Source organism: Dryocola boscaweniae, assembly GCF_025215095.1.
Lineage (GTDB): Bacteria > Pseudomonadota > Gammaproteobacteria > Enterobacterales > Enterobacteriaceae > Dryocola > Dryocola boscaweniae.
Genome location: NZ_JALHAP010000072.1, coordinates 70,163 through 91,299, shown reverse-complemented (window position 1 = coordinate 91,299; position 21,137 = coordinate 70,163). Strand labels below are relative to the sequence as shown.

24 protein-coding genes and 1 tRNA gene are annotated in these 21,137 nt (G+C 42.8%); 15 read left to right on the top strand and 10 right to left on the bottom strand.

Annotated elements, in window-relative coordinates:
• Positions 1 to 59: 59 nt before the first annotated feature.
• Both MUA00_RS05085 and MUA00_RS05080 read left to right on the top strand, forming a co-directional pair.
• The gene (locus tag MUA00_RS05085) at positions 60 to 338 is read left to right on the top strand and encodes a DUF4224 domain-containing protein (protein ID WP_271121998.1); all 279 of its coding nucleotides are present in this window, start codon (positions 60 to 62) and stop codon (positions 336 to 338) included.
• Positions 277 to 1,305 carry a tyrosine-type recombinase/integrase gene (locus MUA00_RS05080; RefSeq protein WP_271122071.1) on the top strand — a complete coding sequence of 343 codons (1,029 nt, stop codon included), beginning with the start codon at positions 277 to 279 and terminating at the stop codon, positions 1,303 to 1,305. The genes MUA00_RS05085 and MUA00_RS05080 overlap by 62 nt, the downstream gene beginning before the upstream one ends.
• Positions 1,306 to 1,360: 55 nt before the next feature.
• On the opposite strand, the gene MUA00_RS05075 is transcribed toward MUA00_RS05080, so the two are convergent.
• The 4 genes from MUA00_RS05075 to MUA00_RS05060 all read right to left on the bottom strand — a co-directional run bounded on the left by MUA00_RS05075 (position 1,361) and on the right by MUA00_RS05060 (position 4,229).
• Positions 1,361 to 1,522, bottom strand: coding sequence for a hypothetical protein (locus MUA00_RS05075; RefSeq protein ID WP_271121999.1), 162 nt, complete (start codon positions 1,520 to 1,522; stop codon positions 1,361 to 1,363).
• Positions 1,523 to 1,656: 134 nt separating this feature from the next.
• Complete coding sequence (locus tag MUA00_RS05070) at positions 1,657 to 2,214, bottom strand: hypothetical protein (protein WP_271122000.1); 558 nt, start codon at positions 2,212 to 2,214, stop codon at positions 1,657 to 1,659.
• A gap of 213 nt (positions 2,215 to 2,427) precedes the next feature.
• Positions 2,428 to 2,515: transfer RNA gene (locus tag MUA00_RS05065), tRNA-Ser, on the bottom strand.
• 139 nt (positions 2,516 to 2,654) lie between these two features.
• Positions 2,655 to 4,229: an ABC transporter substrate-binding protein gene (locus MUA00_RS05060; RefSeq protein WP_271122072.1), complete on the bottom strand. Its 1,575-nt coding sequence runs from the start codon at positions 4,227 to 4,229 to the stop codon at positions 2,655 to 2,657.
• Positions 4,230 to 4,510: 281 nt separating this feature from the next.
• On the opposite strand from MUA00_RS05060, the gene yccA reads away from it, so the two are divergent.
• Positions 4,511 to 5,170: an FtsH protease modulator YccA gene (gene yccA / locus MUA00_RS05055; protein ID WP_271122001.1), complete on the top strand. Its 660-nt coding sequence runs from the start codon at positions 4,511 to 4,513 to the stop codon at positions 5,168 to 5,170.
• Between the two features lie 109 nt (positions 5,171 to 5,279).
• On the top strand, positions 5,280 to 5,609 hold the full coding sequence (tusE, locus tag MUA00_RS05050; RefSeq protein WP_271122002.1) for a sulfurtransferase TusE: 330 nt from the start codon (positions 5,280 to 5,282) through the stop codon (positions 5,607 to 5,609).
• On the opposite strand, the gene yccX is transcribed toward tusE, so the two are convergent.
• Positions 5,606 to 5,887 (bottom strand): acylphosphatase, encoded by a 282-nt coding sequence (gene yccX / locus MUA00_RS05045; RefSeq protein WP_271122003.1) that lies wholly within the window; start codon positions 5,885 to 5,887, stop codon positions 5,606 to 5,608. The two genes, tusE and yccX, sit on opposite strands and share 4 nt — an antisense overlap.
• A 524-nt stretch (positions 5,888 to 6,411) precedes the next feature.
• On the opposite strand from yccX, the gene MUA00_RS05040 reads away from it, so the two are divergent.
• The 6 genes from MUA00_RS05040 to MUA00_RS05015 all read left to right on the top strand — a co-directional run bounded on the left by MUA00_RS05040 (position 6,412) and on the right by MUA00_RS05015 (position 9,897).
• Positions 6,412 to 7,254, top strand: a complete 843-nt coding sequence (locus tag MUA00_RS05040; protein WP_271122004.1) for a lysozyme inhibitor LprI family protein — start codon at positions 6,412 to 6,414, stop codon at positions 7,252 to 7,254.
• On the top strand, positions 7,251 to 7,622 hold the full coding sequence (locus tag MUA00_RS05035; RefSeq protein WP_271122005.1) for a hypothetical protein: 372 nt from the start codon (positions 7,251 to 7,253) through the stop codon (positions 7,620 to 7,622). The genes MUA00_RS05040 and MUA00_RS05035 overlap by 4 nt, the downstream gene beginning before the upstream one ends.
• Positions 7,609 to 8,142 carry an OB-fold protein gene (locus MUA00_RS05030; protein ID WP_271122006.1) on the top strand — a complete coding sequence of 178 codons (534 nt, stop codon included), beginning with the start codon at positions 7,609 to 7,611 and terminating at the stop codon, positions 8,140 to 8,142. The genes MUA00_RS05035 and MUA00_RS05030 overlap by 14 nt, the downstream gene beginning before the upstream one ends.
• A 44-nt stretch (positions 8,143 to 8,186) precedes the next feature.
• A complete protein-coding gene (locus MUA00_RS05025; RefSeq protein WP_271122007.1) occupies positions 8,187 to 8,348 on the top strand; it encodes a hypothetical protein in 162 nt (53 codons plus the stop codon).
• 210 nt (positions 8,349 to 8,558) lie between these two features.
• Positions 8,559 to 9,071, top strand: coding sequence for a hypothetical protein (locus MUA00_RS05020; RefSeq protein ID WP_271122008.1), 513 nt, complete (start codon positions 8,559 to 8,561; stop codon positions 9,069 to 9,071).
• 307 nt (positions 9,072 to 9,378) lie between these two features.
• Positions 9,379 to 9,897, top strand: coding sequence for a hypothetical protein (locus tag MUA00_RS05015; RefSeq protein ID WP_271122009.1), 519 nt, complete (start codon positions 9,379 to 9,381; stop codon positions 9,895 to 9,897).
• A 201-nt stretch (positions 9,898 to 10,098) separates the two neighbouring features.
• Here the strand turns inward: MUA00_RS05015 and MUA00_RS05010 are convergent, their stop codons facing one another.
• Positions 10,099 to 10,482: a hypothetical protein gene (locus MUA00_RS05010; protein WP_271122010.1), complete on the bottom strand. Its 384-nt coding sequence runs from the start codon at positions 10,480 to 10,482 to the stop codon at positions 10,099 to 10,101.
• A 566-nt stretch (positions 10,483 to 11,048) separates the two neighbouring features.
• On the opposite strand from MUA00_RS05010, the gene MUA00_RS05005 reads away from it, so the two are divergent.
• Together MUA00_RS05005 and MUA00_RS05000 are read left to right on the top strand one after the other, a co-directional pair.
• Positions 11,049 to 12,401: an SIR2 family NAD-dependent protein deacylase gene (locus MUA00_RS05005; protein ID WP_271122011.1), complete on the top strand. Its 1,353-nt coding sequence runs from the start codon at positions 11,049 to 11,051 to the stop codon at positions 12,399 to 12,401.
• Positions 12,402 to 13,010: 609 nt separating this feature from the next.
• The gene (locus MUA00_RS05000; protein ID WP_271122012.1) at positions 13,011 to 13,631 is read left to right on the top strand and encodes a recombinase family protein; all 621 of its coding nucleotides are present in this window, start codon (positions 13,011 to 13,013) and stop codon (positions 13,629 to 13,631) included.
• A 583-nt stretch (positions 13,632 to 14,214) separates the two neighbouring features.
• On the opposite strand, the gene MUA00_RS04995 is transcribed toward MUA00_RS05000, so the two are convergent.
• The 3 genes from MUA00_RS04995 to MUA00_RS04985 all read right to left on the bottom strand — a co-directional run bounded on the left by MUA00_RS04995 (position 14,215) and on the right by MUA00_RS04985 (position 18,001).
• A complete protein-coding gene (locus MUA00_RS04995; protein WP_271122013.1) occupies positions 14,215 to 14,733 on the bottom strand; it encodes a YagK/YfjJ domain-containing protein in 519 nt (172 codons plus the stop codon).
• Between the two features lie 608 nt (positions 14,734 to 15,341).
• Complete coding sequence (locus MUA00_RS04990) at positions 15,342 to 16,037, bottom strand: hypothetical protein (protein ID WP_271122014.1); 696 nt, start codon at positions 16,035 to 16,037, stop codon at positions 15,342 to 15,344.
• Between the two features lie 275 nt (positions 16,038 to 16,312).
• On the bottom strand, positions 16,313 to 18,001 hold the full coding sequence (locus MUA00_RS04985; protein WP_271122015.1) for a recombinase family protein: 1,689 nt from the start codon (positions 17,999 to 18,001) through the stop codon (positions 16,313 to 16,315).
• Between the two features lie 11 nt (positions 18,002 to 18,012).
• Here MUA00_RS04985 and rlmI point away from each other — a divergent pair, with 11 nt between their 5' ends.
• Positions 18,013 to 19,242 carry a 23S rRNA (cytosine(1962)-C(5))-methyltransferase RlmI gene (gene rlmI, locus MUA00_RS04980; protein WP_271122016.1) on the top strand — a complete coding sequence of 410 codons (1,230 nt, stop codon included), beginning with the start codon at positions 18,013 to 18,015 and terminating at the stop codon, positions 19,240 to 19,242.
• Positions 19,243 to 19,304: 62 nt separating this feature from the next.
• On the top strand, positions 19,305 to 19,622 hold the full coding sequence (hspQ, locus tag MUA00_RS04975; RefSeq protein WP_271122017.1) for a heat shock protein HspQ: 318 nt from the start codon (positions 19,305 to 19,307) through the stop codon (positions 19,620 to 19,622).
• 175 nt (positions 19,623 to 19,797) lie between these two features.
• Here hspQ and MUA00_RS04970 read toward each other — a convergent pair whose 3' ends face one another.
• Positions 19,798 to 20,211 (bottom strand): CoA-binding protein, encoded by a 414-nt coding sequence (locus tag MUA00_RS04970; RefSeq protein WP_271122018.1) that lies wholly within the window; start codon positions 20,209 to 20,211, stop codon positions 19,798 to 19,800.
• Positions 20,212 to 20,398: 187 nt separating this feature from the next.
• Between MUA00_RS04970 and csgI the strand changes: the two genes are divergently transcribed.
• The gene (gene csgI, locus MUA00_RS04965; RefSeq protein WP_271122019.1) at positions 20,399 to 21,064 is read left to right on the top strand and encodes a curli synthesis inhibitor; all 666 of its coding nucleotides are present in this window, start codon (positions 20,399 to 20,401) and stop codon (positions 21,062 to 21,064) included.
• Positions 21,065 to 21,137 lie beyond the last annotated feature (73 nt).

Genomic DNA, 21,137 nt, shown 5'->3' with positions numbered 1-21,137 from the left:
TCAGCAAATAAACATCCGGTCAGTTAAATTTAACTGGCCGGTCATCAGAGGGATGACCCATGCATGAACTTACGCTGTCACCTCAGGAAATTGCGGAGATCACCGGATACAGGCGTTATACGCAGCAACAACGCCAACTGCGCTGTCATGGGATTCCATTCACTACGGATGGTCGAAATCGCCCAATCGTATTACGCAGGAATATGTTGCCGGGGACTTCCGAATTACCAAAGGTTGATGAATATGTTGCAACAGAACCAGACTTCGACGCTATCTATGGGCAGGCCAAGAAAAGATCCGAAAGATACTCATCTCCCGCCACGTGTTACAAAAAATAAATACAGCTATGTCTGGAAACCAAAGGGTACCAAGAATAGCGTTTCACTAGGGAAAATTCGTGAGACGAGCATTGCTAAACTGTGGCAGCGATATGAAGAAGAGAAAGCAAAGCGCCATGACGTGATGACGTTTGCCAAGTTGTGGGGAATGTTTATTGAAAGCCCCGCTTTTACCGAACTAGCTCCACGAACCCAGAAAGATTATCACCAGCACCAGCGCCAGTTGCTTGCCGTTTTCGGAAAGATGCGGGCTGATGACATAAAGATAGAACAGGTGCGTATCTTCATGGATAAACGCGGGCTAAGCAGTAAGAACCAGGCGAACCAGGAAGTAGCAAGCATGTCACGTGTGTTTGGTTGGGGGTTTGAGCGTGGTTATACCAAAGGAAATCCATGTAAAGGGATCAGGAAGTTCACACTGGTAGACCGGGACGTTTATATCCCGGATGAAGATTATTTGGCGATATATGAATGTGCCCCCGTAGAAATTCAGGTTGCCATGGAGATCTCTTATCTGTGCGCGGCGCGCGAGGGGGATGTGCTTGATGTGCTGCAGTCAGATATACGGGACGAAGGTCTTTTTATCGAGCAAAACAAAACGGGCAAAAAGCAAATTAAGCAGTGGTCGCCGCGTTTGCGGACGGCCGTGGATATCGCCACCCAAAAACTGGTTAACCGGTCAGCGGCCGGTTATCTGATCCCAGGGCCATCCGGCGGAAAAATGAATAAGAAAACGTTCAATACATGGTGGAATAAAGCCAAGAAAGCAGCAGCAATGAAGATTGGTCGTTCAATTCCAGGAACGTTTCATGACATCAAGGCCAAAGCGATTTCTGACTATGAAGGAAGCACCCGGGATAAGCAGTTGTTCTCTGGCCATAAGACTGAAAGCCAGGTGAACACCTACGATCGCAAAGTGAAGATAACACCGACTCTGAATGTTCCGCTGGTACGAGAAAATGATTAAAACAGATATAAAAAAACCCACTATATGTGGGTTTTAATTGTGTGTACGACGAAGCTTATGCAGCTTTATGTGCCTCTAACTCACCGATATCATCCATTCCGGGTTCGCACATTGCTTCCAGTACCGCAGGATCAACACTCTGCCAGAACGCTGTAGCACTACCAATCAAGGCCAGCGTTTCGACCGTATCGAACTTGGTTTCCTGATTGCTCATCATTGCGATCCTTATATGTCAATTGCTGGGTTAACGGATTCGTTAACTTGTTGGTTGCAGTATAAGGGTTATATAGTATTTATCAACTGTTGTTGACAATCGCAGATGCCTTGTGGAGCAAGGTCCGCGCAGAAAAATTACAGTTTCCCTTCCATGGCGCGGCGTATAGCCTCTTCAACATCCACCAGTGAAGCACTTAGATTGGGAGAGCATGTAGCATCTTCAAAAAAACCATACTTTCGATAAAGACGTACATAACGTTGCTTGGGATTCATTATGTGAATTTCATCATGCCGAGTGGCCTTAGCCATGGTATGTGCAAAAATCAACGTTGATAACCACACCTTCTGGCTAAGAACCGTTACGTGCGTTTTCAAAAAATTCTCTACCATACAGATTTCAAAACGCCCTCTTTTTTGATCAATCCGGCAGAGAGCCGCGCCACCTGGAAAAACATCATTAGTGCCGACAATGCGCATTGATAGATCAATTATATTTTGTCCATCAGGCTTACCCATTTCACGCAACACAACATCCCACGGCAGCTTACCAAACGAACCTGATTCAAGAAGGCGTATATCCTCTTCTTTGAGTTTGCCATAACCAAGCTTCCAGCCATAAGTCTCAGCGGCGATCTGGACTGTGTTAATGCTAAGATCGTGAATCTGTGCATAAGTTAAGCCTGGCTTTTGCATTCTTCCATTCCATTTCAAAAGAGTGTGGCTAGTATACCAAATAACAAATCGAGGAGGAGTATGGGAAGTTGTAAAAGATATGTTATGACACAAACTAAATGATAATTAAGGGAGACGAGGAAAAACTAAAAAATATACCAAGTGAATATACCAACACTATACCAACACCCCAAAAGCAAAAGGGGTCGCCTTTCGGCAACCCCTTGATAATGTTGGCGGAAGCGCAGAGATTCGAACTCTGGAACCCTTTCGGGTCGCCGGTTTTCAAGACCGGTGCCTTCAACCGCTCGGCCACACTTCCAACGAGGCGAACTATAAACATACCCATACTTCATGTAAAGCACGATTTTGTTCGTTCGCCTGAAAAACAGCCAACTTTGTGTTATTTGACTGAAACGCCAACAATTTGATTAGTTTAACAACACCTTTCACGCGCGGACTTAGTGTTTTTTGATGTACATATCTTTCGTGTAGTAGAAGCCAAGGTTACTCGGCGCGTATCCTCCCACGAAAGGTTTTACCAACTGAGCCAGCACGTAGTGGTAGACCGGGATGGCCGGTACATCTTCGGCAAGCTGATTTTCCGCCTGCTGATAAAATTTACCGCGCGCTTGAACGTTATCCGCTTTCGCGGCGTTCCTTAAAGCTTCATCAAATTTGGCGTTGGTGTATTGAGAAGTGTTTTCGCTGTCACCGGTGCGGAAGTTGTTCAGGAAAGTAGAGGCGTCATCGTAATCCGCAATCCACGCGTAGCGCACCGCGTCGAAATTGCCGCTGTGCATGGTATCAAGCATGGTTTTCCATTCCTGATTTTGCAGCTTCGCTTCTACGCCCAGGTTTTTGCTCCACATAGAACTGACTGCGATAGCAATGCGCTTATGGTTTTCAGACGTGTTGTACAGCAGATTGAAGCTTAACGGATGCGAAGCATTGTACCCTGCCTGTTCGAGAAGCTTTTTCGCTTCTTCGACTCGTTTCTCATGGCTCCAGCTTGCGTAGTCCGGCGATTTTAGTTCCACCCCACCTATTTTCTTCTGGCTGATAACCCAGGCGGGGATTTGCCCCTGCCCCAGAACTTTGTCCGCAATAATGTCTTTGTCCAGCGCCATGTTCAGCGCTCTGCGCACCCGTGCGTCATTAAATGGCGCTTTGGTGGTGTTGAACTCAAAGTAATAGGTCGCAAGCTTAGGCGTAACGTGAACCTGGTCCGGTATGGATTTTTTCAGGGAAGCGAACAGGGTTTGCGGCAGGGTGTAAACAATATCTATTTCACCCGCTTTGTAGCGATTGATATCAGCCGTTTCAGAGCTTATCGGCAGATACGTTACCTTATTAATGACGGTATGTTTATTATCCCAGTATTGAGCGTTTCTCTCAGCAACGATTTTTTCATTCACTATCCACTGGGTAGGGGTATATGCTCCGCTGCCGGCGAAATTACCCGGCTGGGTCCACTTCTCGCCGAATTTTTCAATAAGGGCTCTATCGACAGGTACGAGTGACGGGTGTGCCAGCATGGAAAGAAAAGCGGCAGTTGGCTGGGTGAGGGTTATCTGTAGCGTGCTGTCGTCCAGCGCTTTGATGCCAAGCGTATCCGCCGTTTTAGTGCCCTGCGCAATTTCAGCCGCATTCTCAAGATGCATATTGCCGGGATAGCTTGCGTACGGGGAGGCTGTTTTTGGGTCAACCAGACGCTGCCAGCTCCAGACAACATCTTCAGCCGTGATCGGCTGACCGTTCGACCATTTAATGCCCGGGCGTAAATGGAAGGTCCAGACGGTGTTGCCCTTCTCCTCCCATTTTTCCGCCAGACGCGGCTCAATTGAACCGTCGTTGCGTACTGCTACCAGTCCGTCGAAAAAATCGCTAATGAGATTAAATTCGACGTCGCTTTCGACTTTGTGGGGATCGAGAGAAGCGGGTTCGCTGCCGTTGTTGCGAACAAGCTCCTGTTTTGCTGCAAGCTCTGTTCCTGCCGGTACGTTAGCGGCCCAGGCGCCAGAAGCTGCGCTCATCAGGCTCAGGGCGACAAACGATTTGATAAATGTGTTGTGGTGGGTTGCTTTCATTAAACACGCCTTATTTGAGTTATTAACGACGGTAGGGCTATCACTCTTAGTCATGACCGCGCGATAACGCAATAATTTTCAGCAACCTATAAGTTAGAGCTATGGAATATTTTCTGAACGCATGGTTTGATATCAACAGGTAAAGATGGGTAAAAAAGCTTTCGCGCAATAAAGGTGCCGCTTATTCTCCATCACCATATACACCTGTAATAAGAGAGAGTTTCTGAATGGATCGCATAATTACTTCCTCGCGTGACCGTTCGTCACTGCTAAGCACTCACAAGGTGCTCCGTAATACCTATTTTCTGCTCAGCCTGACGCTCGCCTTTTCTGCGCTGGTCGCCACCGCCAGCACCGTGCTGATGCTGCCTTCTCCGGGTCTGATTCTGACGCTGGTCGGCATGTATGGCCTGATGTTCCTGACCTACCGTCTGGCAAATAAGCCAACCGGGATTATTGCCGCCTTTGCGTTTACCGGCTTCCTGGGTTATATCCTGGGGCCGATTCTTAATGCTTATCTTTCTGCCGGTATGGGCGATGTGATTGGCATGGCGCTGGGCGGTACTGCGCTGGTATTTTTCTGCTGCTCTGCTTATGTTCTGACGACCCGTAAAGATATGTCTTTCCTGGGCGGAATGCTGATGGCGGGTATCGTGGTTGTGCTGATTGGCATGGTTGCGAACATCTTCCTGCAGTTGCCTGCGTTGCATTTAGCTATCAGCGCAGTGTTTATTCTGATCTCCTCAGGCGCCATTTTGTTTGAGACCAGCAATATTATCCGCGGCGGTGAAACGAACTATATTCGTGCCACGGTGAGCCTGTACGTTTCTCTGTACAATATCTTCATCAGCCTGCTGAGCATTCTGGGCTTCGCCAGCCGCGATTAACGGCAGCGCTTCTCAGCTAAATCCAGGCCTCGCTCATGCGGGGCTTTGTTTTTTCTGACAAGCCAAATTTGTTACACTGCGGCCAGTTTGAATAAGAGTCCGGATTACTATGTTGACGTTCGAAGGAAAAGTTATCGAAACAGATACCGATGGGTATCTGAAAAATAGCGCTGAGTGGAGCGAGCAGCTTGCGGTAATTATTGCCGAAAAAGAAGGGATTACACTTGCCGTTGAACACTGGGAAGTGGTGCGTTTTGTGCGAGATTTTTATCTGGAATTCAATACCTCTCCGGCGATCCGCATGCTGGTCAAAGCCATGGCTAACAAATTCGGCGAGGAAAAAGGCAACAGCCGTTACTTGTACCGCCTCTTCCCAAAAGGCCCGGCTAAGCAGGCCACAAAAATTGCCGGCCTGCCAAAACCGGTGAAGTGTATTTAATAGCGAATCCCGAAGTTGGACCATTCTCTGTCGGGTTGATGAGGTTCTGTGAGCACTTTATCAACCCTGGCGCTGCGCGGCCCTCCCGCTTTCAGCCAGTCGACAAGCTGTTCCACCTGTTCCGCTTCACCACAGGCCAGCACTTCAACGCTCCCGTCATCCATATTTCGGACGTAGCCATTCAGTCCCAGCTTTTGCGCCTCGCGCTGCGTGCTGTAGCGAAATCCAACCCCCTGAACCATGCCGTGGACCCAGGCAAGCGTACATACTGATGCCATAACTTCCTCCGTTTAGGGTTCTTGCGTTGCATTTCCTTTGTGTAACCCGGAAAATGACGCCCAATTCTTAGCAAAACAGCATAGCAAAATATGACCGTACGTTTAGTGTTAGCGAAACATACAAACCTTACAAAATCATGTTAGTTGTTCTGCGTACTCCATCCTCCCGTTTTCAATACTAAAGATAGCCCATCACAATCCCCTTCCTTCATGTTCGTGACACCTTGTGCCGTGGCCTCCGTTAAAGCAGTCAACACTATGGTCTCCACATTAAACATCAACTAGTCGCAATCCATTAAGCGCAAGTCTTAGCGTACTTGCCTCACCAATTGATCGTTTTTATAGATCAATTATCGATTATTAATAGATTTAACAGATCAATCAGGTAAAATCAGGGACACGCATGACGCTGACTATCACTTCAAACTCGATACGCTAAGCATGCGGCAATTACCTGCAGCTACATGATTAAACAACGGCATGGAGAGAAGCATTTGAACTTACGAGACATACTGAGATACAGCGTGTTAACTGGCATGATGCTACCCGGACCTGTATTAGCGACAGGCAACTCTCATAACGCTGGAGGGTTTCAAAATATCGGTTCCGTTGCAGAGCTGATGAACTTACCAACCGCCAAACTTTGTGCCAACGGTGGCCCGAACATGGGGGAAATTAACCTTATCCTGTTGAATGAACCTCTGGCCTTATCGATGTACAGCAATGACCCAGCAAACGCCCGCATGATCATTCGTAAGCAGGCAGATGAGATTAAAGCCAATATTGACAAGCAATGTACAGCTACCGTCTCCGACATACCTGCGCATAGATGGGATAGCATAAGAACACTTAAGAATATGAGTGAAAGCGAAGTGTGCGCACAAGGGGCACCTACCAAAGCTGAATTATTGGCACTCATGAGAGAAGATAAAGAATTTAATGCTAAGTTCGATAAGGAAATAAACGAAGCCCCTCCAGAAGTTCGTACAATTATGGAAGAGGGAGCGAAAGTAAAAGGAACATCTGTTCGCAATCTTATGTTTAATGACATCGCTATCAATACAGCAAAAAATTGGGAAATTGCCTGTACTAAACAGTCTAAATCCGAAGCTGATATAACGCCCCCCATTAATACAAATAATACTAAAAACACAATATCAGACGTACAAGAAAAATTTAATGAATCAGATAAAAAATTAAATGTATTATGGAAAAGCTTTAGTTCTGATACACGCAAGAAACTACTACCGGAACAGCGTAAGTGGATTAAACAGAAAGATAATTTTTGCAAGACAGATATTAACTGCCTTACCGATATGACGAATAAACGTATCGCAGACCTTAGCAACCGCAAGGCCAGCGAATGATTCAGGTAATTCCCAGCGATGGACAAACCCTCGTCAATACTGGCGACTGGAGGAGTTGCGACTCAGATTTACCCTATCGGGGAAAATATAATGTAGGTCGTTACACAATGGGTTATGACTTCATGTTTCAGTATATGCATATAGTTCACAACCTACCGATCAGCTTAGATAACTATCGGGATGATACTTCAGCCCTCTCGTCAACAGAGAATGCCATTGCGTATCTGGAACATTACGGCATCATTGACAACACGGTATTAGTAAATATGCGGAATATGATTAAGCATCCTAAAGATGGCTTCATCATCTTACAAAGAGAAAATGTGATTACCGGAATATACAAGGACAATTATCATGGGCTTCAATAATAAAAACATCGGGTATGTAAAAGCAATTAAAGCTGTAGGAATATTCGCAGTGCTTTTTATCGTGATGGGTTGGGTACTAGCTAAAACAGAAGAGAATGATAAGCAGATAAAAGCACGTTTAGCTACTGAGACTCATGCTCATATCTCCCCTCCTCCGGTTATTGAAGACAGAAGACCTAAAGTCGAGACTTACACCTATACACCTCAAAAATTATACCGCGAATTCAATACAAATGAAGTCAGAATTACTCATAAGCTAAAAGGTAATACATTAGAATTAAGAGGCGAAGTTGGGGGGATCAGACTATCTCTGGGAAATCCTGTCATTGAAATTGTGATTCCAGATAGCGACAGCACAATTCAGGTATTTTTCGATAGCGAAAAAGCGGGCAGAATATCTAATGTAGATGTTGGCGATTATGTAACAGTCACTAGTAATGATGTTTCTCTCAATCCTTTTGGAAGTATTCATTTACGTGATGCATCGTTGTTATCGAGAGTAAAACATTCAGGCAAATAAAATAGATATATGTGATTTAATATTATTAAAAAGATGGAGTAAAAATGGACATTAGATTTTCAGAGCAGGAACTTGAATTACTTTCGTGGTTTATCGGAAAACATTGGAATGAATTTTTTAAAGAAGCAGAAGAAACTGTAACAATAAATACATTGCATCGGCTTGCAGAAAAATTAGGTCTCGATCAACCTCTTAACAGTTTATGAGAAACTGACAATCTCGCCGAAGAGGCTCGCTTCCTGTTCCGAGCCTCTTCGGCACAAGCACAGCATGTGTAATGATTCATACTTAATACGGTACTTCGTTTTCTGGGTATAATCAGATCTGACAGTTGGCTTTGTGCCAGAAGCAGACATTGCCAACATCATGCTATGTTAATGTATAGAGTGAAGATAAATTGAATTAATAAGGTTGCCATGGATACTTCAGAACATTGTAAAGAGGTCTACGCATACTTTGGTCTTGCGATGTATAGAGCACAGTGTGTAGAGCAGTCGATAGTTCAACTGCTGATTTTCTTCGATTTCTTTACAAAAAATGTAACTGCATTTTCTACTCGTGATAAGTGGGAAGCAGACTTTGATAGGTTTGATAAAGGGTTGTCTGAGAAAACGATGGGACAGCTTTTTAAGCTAATCAGAAAACTTGAAATACTAGATAATGATATTGAAGTTAAACTTTCTTCAGCCTTAAAAAAACGGAACTGGTTAGCCCATTCTTTTTTTGTCGAACATGCAATTGATTTCATAAGTGAAAATGGCCGCAATAACATGATTAAGGAACTTAATGATTCAATAGATATATTTAACTCCGCCGAAGATATTTTAAATCCAATATCACGTAATGCTTCGCTTAAATACGGCTTAACAGACGAGATATTAGATAAGATTAAAAGTGAAATGTATGAGTGCGCAAAGACTGATCGTTAGATAATTATAAAGTAAAAGTTGAGATAATTCATTAGATATTTCAACGTTCGACCCTGGCTCTTAGCAGTCATTCAAGGGCTCAAAACTTATTCGTTTTGTGTCAACAGTGTAATTATAAAAATTTTAGTATTGTCTTGATTTACAATTGTATCTTAGACAAAAGCTTATGGAAGGGAAGATTCTTCTTTAACAAGTATTGTATTTAATTGTATTGCGGGCAACTATAATATCTACTCATTGATTTTGAGATGATTATTGATTTAAGAAAAATATTAACCTGCCAATATCGTACTTATAAGGATTAAATATGGACTGGAAAGATCTGGCGTCAACCGCTGTGTATACAGGTATAACTAATGAAAACGAAAGTATATGGGAACATGTTGATGGGGTTGACGTTGAGTTCATAGGTGCATTTCTTACTGCGCACTTGAGTCTTGAAAAGTATATCAGTGACTATCTCAGGTTAAGATATCCTTCGTTATCTTGGGTTGATGCAAAACTCACATTTTCACAAAAAATAGCTTTAATACAACATGAGCCTGCAGAAACCCCATATAATGAAATATACTTAAGAATAAAAGACTTTAATAACATTAGAAATAAAATTAGCCATCAATTAAATTATCAAATCACGGATAAGGAAAAAAGCAAATTTGTTGACTTCTACATGAAAATTACCAAAGGAAGCCAAACCAAACCAGATATTGACATTGATAACATGGCAGACTTGTTGAATTTTTTCTTGATGATAACAAAATCCTATTTTGCTAGCGCAATTTCTTATTATCACTATAATAAAACAGGTCATAGACAACAGGAGTAATATTAATTAATGAAACCGGAAGACGGGATAAATAATATATAAGACATTGTATCATTTTCAGAGAGTTAGGCGCCATAGAGATTTGATAAACATTGCCGATAATTTTAGATAAGATAAATTCGTTGGTTCCGTCATTCTCACGCAGAGGCTATAGCGTTGAATGTCGAAAACCTATAGGACTCTAGCGCAGGACAGTGAATCCTATAACGCCTTAATCAACTTCTCAATATCATCGGGTTCAAAGAATTTTTTATTGATATTACCTTTTATGATGAAACCTTCGGTAAGCAATTCACTGAGTCTCTTTTCTGCTTCACGTTTGAATATTCCGGGGTAAATTCTCTGGTAGGTATTGAAGGTACCATTCATTTTCTTGTAAGTGTTCTCTGCAATCTCAAAAGTGATTTTATTACCAGAGTTAAATACAGGTATGAAAATTTCTAAAAGATCATTCTTCAACTTCTGCCTAAGCTTTCTTTTCTCAACGATACTTGAATACAAAATACCAAGGGCAAAGGTAACAATACCGGGAAGCCAACTGTTTAAGAAACAATCAAAAAAATCTTTCCAGAAATCAGTATCCACTCGTTCGCTCCAAAATCATCTGTCATATAGTTGCCTGGGAAATGAAACTCTTAGGTTCTTAAAAGCACAGTCTAAAAAACCATCTTTGGATTTTTTCAGCTCGGCCCAAATGCAAACACCATAGGTTACAACCGCTAAGGTTATTCTTGCAACTCCCTGTTTATTGCCATCCAGCGCATGATTCTCGCTCAATATTCGTAACCAGTAAGCGCATACCCTGAATCACCTAATAGCGTAAGTTTCAGGGTGTGAAAGTCTATACTTCGCTCATAACGGACGGTGTCCGCGAGCCTGTTTGCTTTGTGCCAGGAGCGGACATGTTGTCTCTCGATTCAGGCGGCCAAATTCAGTAAACCACTTCATACTCACTGATCAGCCGCGATGTGTGCGCTGTGTTGCCGTTATTGCAATCACATCCTAAGAAGATTTCTGAGAAACGCAATTAACTTCAATGATATTATATACAAAGGAAACGCTGGTAAACCGGGGTAAAGTTTGGGTGTCACAAAGCCCCGAACCGTTTCGCGGTGCATCACATAGCAATCACCCATCCCTGAGGTAACTATATGGACTTTACGGAATATCAAGAAGAAATAATCGAAGATGTTAAATCTTGCCTTGAAAACTTACAAGTCCAACCCATTTTATTCATGGGTGCAGGTATTTCACAACGATATATAAAAGCGCCTGACTGGGAAGGTCTATTAAAGCAACTAGCGGAAATATGCCCCTTGATCAAACGCCCTTATGGTTACTACAGCCAAACAAAAGGTGATAACAAGCCATTGATTGCTAGCGATTTTTGTGACTTCTATGCTGAATGGGCTTGGGATGATGGCAAGGATCGCTATCCAGAGACATACTTTGAAGGAACGACTCCAAAAGATATTTATATTAAGCATGAAATTGCATCCATTCTGAATGAATTATCAAACTCCGTTGATTTCTCGAACATGGAATATACAGAGGAAGTTCAGAAATTAAGGAAAGTAAAACCTCATGCAATAATCACAACAAATTATGACGACACATTAGAAAAAATATTTGACAATTATCAGGCAATAGTTGGTCATAACGTTGTTAAAGTGAATTATTCATCTTATGGCGAAATCATGAAAATTCATGGTAGCAGTCATGAAGTTGAAAGTATTGTTATTACAAATGAAGATTATGTTGATTTCTATAAACGTAAGAAATATATCAGTGCTAAGTTGCTAACATATTTTGCTGAACACCCCTTGTTTTTCTTTGGGTACAGTATCAATGATGAAAACATAAAGGCAATTCTCTCTGATATAGATGAAATCATCGCTCCCAATAATGCATTGATTCCAAATATTTATCTTGTCTCCTTCAGTAAGGACTGCGAGGCCACTGGTTCTCATCAGAAGGAATTACTAATCGGTGTTGGTGAGAATAAAAGCGTTCGAATCAAGGTGATATACGCGAATGATTTTGGTTGGATTTTTGATGCGTTATCATCTAATACACCGGAAATTAGCATTAATCCAAAACTTGTGCGTGCATTTCTAGCCAGAACGTACACATTCGCATCAGAATCCCTTGTTAAACAAGAGCTTCCATACGATTTTGAGATGTTCCGCAATATTGCAGAGCATGATGATGCATTAGCAAAAATGTATGGTATCGCTGAACTCAATAATGGGCAGGCACTAAATGCTAGTTTCCCATATACAATGACTGATCTGGCAAGGATTCTCGACATGGGATCGTGGCACTATGTTAATCAAGAATTCGAAAAATTAAGAAAACTAACCGACTTCAACGTTAAAGCATCAGACAACAATTATCATGTTTTCATTAAATCTGGGAAAAGTGGTGTCGGAAAATACTCATCTGAGGCACTTGACTTATTGCGAAAATTAATAAACGGGGAACAATTTGAGTTAAACCCATAATTAAAGATGATGCACACAATGACGTTATATTAAAGAGGCCGCTGCGAGAGACTTTTTTGCAGCGGCCTTTTCAACATATGGGCATTTCTAACGAGCCAGTGATTAGACATTTTCACTGAATCTTGACATGTCTGCCTGAGTTAAATAGTTTTTTTACAGTTGTTTTACGTCCGATCCTCGCTCTTAGCAGATGGTCAGATCTAATCTTGCCTTGCTACATAACACAGTAAGATATGGTTGTGTCTAACGCACATTGGTATCTATCTGAGCTGTATAGTTATCTGCATTGAATAAAACATAACTACTCGCCTAAAAAATATCGCTTGGCCCATCATGTTTAAAAATGCGGTACATCTGCTATGAAAATCTTCAGATATAAAGCGAGTTCCAAACAGTAATTCATCGCACTTAAAAAAACCTTCTAAGTCATCAGACAATTGTCCACGATAGAAGCCTCCAATCAGAAAGCTCAATGACTATTCATTAAGGTATACACCAACGCTACCGCCTTTCTCATTATCTAAATCCATACAAAAAAATCATTGCTACTATCTTTATGCTACCGGTATGATTACTACCAGTTAAATGCTACCAAAGAGACATAATGGTATGACAAGTCGCGTATACGCATATTTGAGAGCATCGACAAAAGAGCAGGATGCAGCGAGAGCGAAATCTGAGCTAGAGGCTTTTGCTCATGAAAAATCCATTACAATCGCGAAATGGTTTATCGAAAATGAATCCGGGGCTTCGCTTGCCCGCCCTGAGTTGCTCAGGCTAATCGACGTTGCTCAACCAGGTGACGTACTTCTGGTGGAACAGGTTGATCGTCTGAGCCGCTTAAATGCTGAAGACTGGGAAAAATTATCCAGTCTTATTAAGTTCAAGGGCATACGCGTGGTGGCGCTGGATTTACCTACCTCACATATGCTGATACAGAATGGAGATGAATTTACCAGCCGTATGATGGATGCCCTCAATAGCATGATGCTGGATATGCTTGCTGCAATAGCACGTAAAGATTACTCGGACAGAAAGCGCAGACAGGCACAAGGTATAAGCAAGGCTAAAGCTGAGGGTAAGTTCCGTGGCCGCCAGTCCGATACTGAAATGCATAAGCGTATATTAAAGCTTCGAGCTGCGGGCATGTCATATACTGATATTCATGAAACAACTGGCGTAGCCAGGTCAACGATTAGCCGGGTAACGAAACTGCAAAATCAGATCTAATTTAATAAAAAAACCCATTACTACGAGTCGCAGAGCGACGAAGTTTCACGCAGTGAGCGAAGCAAACAAGTGATAACCAATTTGGTTACTTTTTAGACTAAAATGTCCACTTTTCCCTTATATAATATATATACTAGGAAATAGGACATGGACATTGACGGTTACCATCCATCTCCGCTTCGCTACGATGGAACGGGCTACGCCCGTATTTTAGTTATTTTGGTTTTATCAAATCCGATACCACAGTGTAATGCTTTATCATGCTACGCAGAATTGAACCTGAGACGTTTTTAGACAAAAGACATCATTACCTATTGCCTGAACGCTAACGTGGCTTAAATCGTATTACAGAGCGTTTTAGTAATGACGCTATTCTGGCATTATTTTACCTGTAAGCTTTCATAATAGTTGGAAGTGACAACCACAACCCCACCCCAGGCTTCACACAATCACTTACAAGAGCTTTTCTCGCTAAAGTGAAGGCACTTGCATTGCTGGAGAGTGAAAGCTTCTCTACGCGTCTTACAGCGCGTTTTAGATGCATTGCTTTCTTCAATGCCATAGCAGTAGTAAACAGAGGGAGTTATGCAGCAAGTTTCAGGGACTCCGCTTTCTTCATCGCGTTATGTAGCCTGGACCCATCGAAACACTTCGTATTCGTTCCTAAAGAGTACTTTCCTTTTTCTTTTGCCAGATAAGAATTGCGGTAAACAAATTCTCGTAACTCTGCATCATCATCCCTTCTAATCATATAGTCTGGATTTTTGGGTAAATAGGCCAGTCCGTCTTCATTGGTTAACTCAAACCATATGTCTTTTATAAGACTGAAAATACCATAATCGTAGTGCCCTGCATTTTTGACCTGATTACCCGGCAGCGCAATCCAGAGGTGATAATGAGCTTGTGCCGCTGTCTCTATTTCCCAGACCCAGCCGTAAACAAACTGTTTAATAGGCTGGTTGTCCCATTTCTTCGCTTTAAACTTGTCTTTCAGTTTTGCGAAGAACTTACTGATCAATATATTTGATTGTATAACCGGCATTCCTTCAGGCACACGTAAATCGAATCTAATAGCGCAGACACGGCTATAGATCTGACGCATAGCAAGTATTTCATCGACGAATTTACTTAATATTTCAGTGCTAAGCGGAGATAGTTTGCTACCTTTCTTAGTATGGACATTAAATACCATTCCCTCATGGTTATAGAGCCCTGACTCAATGAGCTCAACACACTTTCTTTTCTTTAAAAATACACACATATCAAAACAATCCCAAGAACAAACACACCACGCCGAACAATTGTTGGTGCAGCTAATGAATGAATAAAAAATAAACAAGTAACCAAGGATTTTCCTAAAGCTTGATCATTTAGATATTATTTAATAACCCGTAGAATAAACGTGGTGAGTGTTAATGAGGGGAATGGCTACAAGCCTGACTACATGAGGTTCTTAGCAAATAAAGTAGGATGTTTTTAGAGGAAAATAAAATCATGAAATGTTGCAAGTTGTAGGCATTGGAATTACTGAGATAAAACGCGTTAAAATGCAGCGAGTGGTTATCTTGGTTAAGAGTAACTCGAGTTATGAGCCAAGGAAAATAGAAGAATACTTGGCAAAAGAAAAGATTATAGAAAACCATTTTATCAAGAATATTTTTACTCTGATAATAATATATTTCCATCGCTAAACAACCAGAGCTATAAAAGTTACATATAAAATATTTCTCCGTCTTTAATCATGAGCCTGTTAATTTTTTTAATTAAACCATCAGCTTTACCTCTAAGATCAACAAATTTGTTTTCTTTGCTTCTGGAAGGGCAACCTGCAATCGCAAATCGATATTCTCTTTGGTAGTTGAAATTCAAACGTTTAGTAAATACATCACACTCCAAATCATTACTTGTATACTTGACAAATCCATAACGAATATCAACCTTATCTTTTAATAAATCAACTAATTTCAAAATATCATCTCTAAAAATAAATACTGGAACCACCCCAAATTCATGCCGCATATCATTTATTTCTTTTTGAGCTTGTTCAATAGATTTTTCCAAGTTATCATTTTTTATAAATAAAGAATACCAACATGATAACCAGTAGTCATTGCTACCTTTTTTAAAATCAAACTTTGTTACTGTTTTTATAGGAATAAGTACTTCTGGAATTGTCCCATCAGAATTAGGTATGCCGAACTCAAGGATAAATGGCTCAGAATCTCTATCTGAACGATAACTAAAAATACAGCTTTCGTTGAAATCTGTAATCCCAGGCATATAATTTCCATCTTCACGATGCCGATAATTTTCTGCGGCACCAAAATAAACTTGTCCTGCAATTAGTTCGTTTGCGTATGTTTCGGAGGTGAATCGCAAAATTCCAATAAAATCTTTATTGCTCATATGAATGCCTTTTTCTCCATTGTCATTTAATCAAAAAACTCTTCCGCATCCCTATGAATCACATTGCTTTATAGTTATTAGTCAAAAAAATGCCCTATTTCCTTAAGGTAAATTTATCTTCTTTGCTTAAACCCACTTTTGAAAGCGATTAAAGTTGCTACATATTGCGACAGATTGCGACAGATTGCGACAGATTGCGACAGATTGCGACAGATTGCGACAGATTGCGACAGATTGCGACAGATTGCGACAGATTATTCATCATTAATAGAAGATCATATATCAAATAAATCCTCCAGAGTACGCTCTTTTAGCAACTTCGCTATTTTATGCTCCATTTGTACACGCTCGATAAATTTATCTTTGTCAATTAAGATATCGAAGTGATTATGTAGCACGATATCCTCTGCCCTCATGGCAGCAGCATTGTTTATACTTTTATAATCCACATGTACAACTTTTTTATCACAGTAAAAACGAATCAAATCACCATCCTTAAATGTGATATCAAAAAGATGCCCTTTCGCTTTAGCTGTCTTGCAAATTATAGATAGGGTGCTAGCCTGAATTTTCTGTTTGATTTCTAATCTTTCAATATTGCTAACGTCCTTATAATTTTCCGGCACAGCATCCCAACTAACAGAAGTATCAACCTCCGTATCTTTGACTAGTTCCTCGTTCAACTGACGTTGAAGCACTTCTATCTTCTTCTCAATTTCAACAAGCATAATATTTAACCCACTCGGAGCATTATCCTCCAAGATCATATCCATACCTCTTTTATATTTCTTCTGGGTATCGTTAAGCTCTGCTTGTATAGCATCGACATTTGAAGCGTGGTGCTTTATATCCTTGAATATTTTATCAGCGCAAATCTGAACAATCGCATTCTCAATAGCTGCACCGTTAAAAGATTTTGCCCCGCAATGCATACGCTTATCTAAAGACTTCATTCCATCACATCGGTAACGAATTTTATCATACTGATAAAAAGCAACCATAGGAGCGCCACATACGCATTTAAACCGCCTTATACCTGAAAGCAATGGTATGTAGTCTCGCGGTTCGTTTGTCAGTTTTCTATTGATTACGCTTTGCAAACCATAGAATTCCGATTCAGTCATTACCTGCGGATAGTAGTCTTTGAGAATGTGCTCAACACCATCTACCCGAATTGATTTCTCACCCATGAGAGTTCTGGATTGTAAGAAATTACATACCAACTTCGGAGACCACATATCTTTGAAATACTTCCGCTTCGCTGTCCCCTTAGGTGGCGTAAAATTTTCGTTGAGGTGCTTAGCTATCCGCACGTAACCCCAACCTTTCAACCGCAGCGATACTATCAACTTTGCTATTGGGAAGTAATATTGGTGAGGCTTTACTGTTCCATCTGAAACGTCAGACCAAAAAACACTCGCACCAGAACTACGGATAGCGAACGGGTAGCCATTATCAGCACGCCCACCAGCTTTAAATTTATCGATTTTCAGTTGTGCGGCTGATTTCTGGCGCTGCGACTTCACCATGCTTTCTTGATTTGCCCGTGAAAAGGTCATAATGGAAAGCATCAATTCCATCGGGTTATCCGTCACGCTTGTTTTGGTGTATATACGGTTATCCATACCCGTATATATGGTGATACCCAATTCAAGTAATTCCATGAAGAGCCTTTGGGCCTTCAGGATTTCATCGCGACTAATGCGATCCAGGCTTTCGACGGTTAACCATGAATCATTAGCAATCTGTCCAGCTTTTACCGCTGCGATAAAAGCGCCTAAATTGCCATGTTCAAGATGCTTAGATTTGAAGGCAGATAATCCAGCATCGATGATTTCAACAAGCTCCAGGCTATTCTCATGTGCTACCCTACGCGCCGTTTCTAGCTGGCGTTGGAGTGATGAACCTTTAGCCTGTTTATCACTTGACCAGCGTATATAACTGTATAGCTTGCGTTTTTCCATGGGAGCGCCTAATGAATAGTTCAGAACAAAGCCAAAAAAAAGATTTTACAAGGTTTCCCCGTTTAGTGTTAACCAAAGGGCGCGAAAAATCTCTACTGCGCCGTCATCCGTGGGTGTTTTCTGGTGCAGTGGCTCGCCTGGAAGGAAAAGCCAATTCAGGCGAAACCATTGATATCATCGACAGCCAGGGTAAGTGGTTAGCTCGTGCAGCCTGGTCCCCCTCTTCGCAAATTCGTGCCCGCGTGTGGACCTTTGACGCCAATGAAAGCGTCGATATCGCCTTTTTCACTCGTCGTCTGCAGCAGGCGCAGCAGTGGCGTGAATGGCTCGCTAAGCGCGACGGGCTGGACAGCTACCGCCTGATTGCCGGCGAGTCTGACGGGCTACCGGGCGTGACAATCGACCGCTTCGGCAATTTCCTTGTGCTGCAACTGCTCTCGGCTGGCGCAGAGTACCAGCGTCCCGCCCTGGTTGCGGCGCTGCAAAACCTTTATCCGGAATGCGCTATCTATGACCGTTCAGACGTTGCCGTGCGCAAAAAGGAAGGCATGGAACTGACGCAGGGCCCGGTCAGCGGTGAGTTACCGCCAGACCTGCTGCCTATTGAAGAACACGGCATGAAACTGCTGGTGGATATCAAGGGTGGACATAAAACAGGTTATTATCTCGACCAGCGCGACAGCCGCTTCGCCACTCGCCAGTATGTGAAAGATAAACGAGTACTCAACTGCTTCTCCTACACCGGCGGTTTTGCGGTTTCTGCTTTGATGGGCGGATGTAGCCAGGTTGTGAGCGTTGATACCTCGCAGGACGCTCTGGATGTTGCAAAGCAAAACGTCGAGCTCAATAAACTGGATCTCAGCAAAGCTGAATTTCTGCGCGACGATGTTTTTAAGCTGCTGCGTAAATACCGCGACACAGGCGAGAAGTTCGATGTCATCGTGATGGACCCGCCTAAGTTTGTGGAAAATAAAAACCAGCTTATGGGCGCATGCCGTGGTTACAAGGACATTAATATGCTTGCCATCCAGTTGCTGAATCCTGGCGGCATCCTGATGACCTTCTCCTGTTCCGGCCTGATGACCACAGATTTATTCCAGAAAATCATTGCCGATGCCGCCGTAGATGCCGGGCGTGATGTACAATTTATAGAACAGTTCCGTCAGGCGGCCGATCACCCGGTGATCGCAACCTATCCGGAAGGTCTTTATCTGAAAGGGTTTGCCTGTCGCGTCATGTAGCTTGAAAATCGGAAAGTTGCCCGCATATCACTCTGCAGAGTAACGTTTCCCGGGAGGTGACTATGATTGCCAGCAAATTCGGAATTGGTCAGCAAGTACGCCATTCGCTGTTGGGATATTTAGGTGTCGTGGTTGATATCGACCCTGAGTATTCACTGGATGAACCAGCAGAGGATGAACTGGCTGATAATGACGCTTTGCGTACCGCGCCCTGGTATCACGTAGTCATGGAAGATGATGATGGCCAGGCCGTGCATACTTATCTTGCTGAAGCCCAGCTAAGCTGGGAGTCGCAGGATGAACATCCTGAGCAGCCTTCAATGGATGAACTGGCGGCGTCAATACGGCAACAGCTTCAGGCGCCTCGCCTGCGTAACTGAAAAAACCCCGCGCCGCGGGGTTTCAGATTGATGACAAACATCCGAAAAACGTGGTTTTCGGATGTTTGAGATAAACCAGAAGACATAATCCTTTGTTTTTATTAGTCAGGATCAACGAACTTTTAAGCGTAAGATACTTTGTCAATGGTCTCAAACCCCGCGCCGCGGGGTTTTCTTATTTAGCCAGTCCAAGCCGTGGGATCTCAATCGCCGGACAGCGATCCATCACAACGTTCAGACCTGCATCCTGGGCCAGCACCGCCGCCTGCTCATTAATGACGCCAAGCTGCAGCCAAAGCGTTTTCGCCCCGATGGCGATTGCTTCTTTAGTCACATCCCATGCCGCTTCGGAATTGCGAAACACGTCCACCATATCCACTTTTTTAGGGATTTCCGCAAGGCTGCCATAACCCTGCTGGCCCAACAGCGTTTTGCCCGCCACTTTTGGCGAGACGGGAATCACCTCGTAGCCCTGATTTAACAGATATGCCATTACCCGATAGCTCGGGCGGTCGGGTTTATCGCTGGCGCCGACCAGCGCGATGGTATGCGTATTTTTTAAAATATTTTCAATATCCATCTGTTTCATGACGCTCTCCGCCTTGATGAAGTAATCAAAAGTGTAAGTCATACGTTACTGACTCACCATCTTTCCCATACGGATGTATGAGAGCAAATATTGAGAATATGTCTATATGTTAATGGACCATTATTGTGAAAACTTTTGATACATTCGGGAACAGATAATTCAGGCCGCTGTGGCGCAGGAGAAAAGAATGAAAATTGGGCCTTACATGTTGCTCTGGTGCGCCCTTCTCCTGCCTTCGTCCGGGTGGGCGACCACTTTACGGCTTTCTACCGATATCGATTTGCTGGTGCTTGACGGCAAGAAAGTTTCCAGCTCGCTCTTAAAAGGAGCGGACAGCATAGAGCTGGATAATGGTGCGCATCAGATAGTTTTTCGCGTCGAAAAAAACATCCGTACAAGCGTGCGTGAACAAAGACTTTATATTTCCGCGCCTTTGGTGGTGAGTTTTAATACCAAAGAAATAAGCCAGGTGAATTTTAATCTGCCACGTATTGAAAACGAAAAAGAAAGTGAGATTTTCGACAGCGCCCCTCATATCCAGCTTCTTGACGGCAGCGCGGTAATTATCCCTGTCAAGCTTGATGTCTTAACCGTCAATACTACGCCGCAGGGGATTGATTACGAAAATGATACTCAGCGCTATAACAAAGCAGGCAACCTTGCCTCGATGCCGCAATTTGCCATTATGATGGCGGATGACAGCGCTTTGCTTTCCAGAACGTCTGAACTCGACCCGCCGGTTCTGCCCTCTGAAACGCTGACGGAACAGCGGCTGAAATACTGGTTCGTACAGGCTGACAAAACGACTCGCGAACGTTTCTTACAATGGGTAAAGGAGCATCCTTCACCTTAATTCTTACGATTTTTAAGCATATTTTTGATTGCCTTCCCTTGCAGCATCAGCGGCTTCCAGTAAGCTGTAGCCA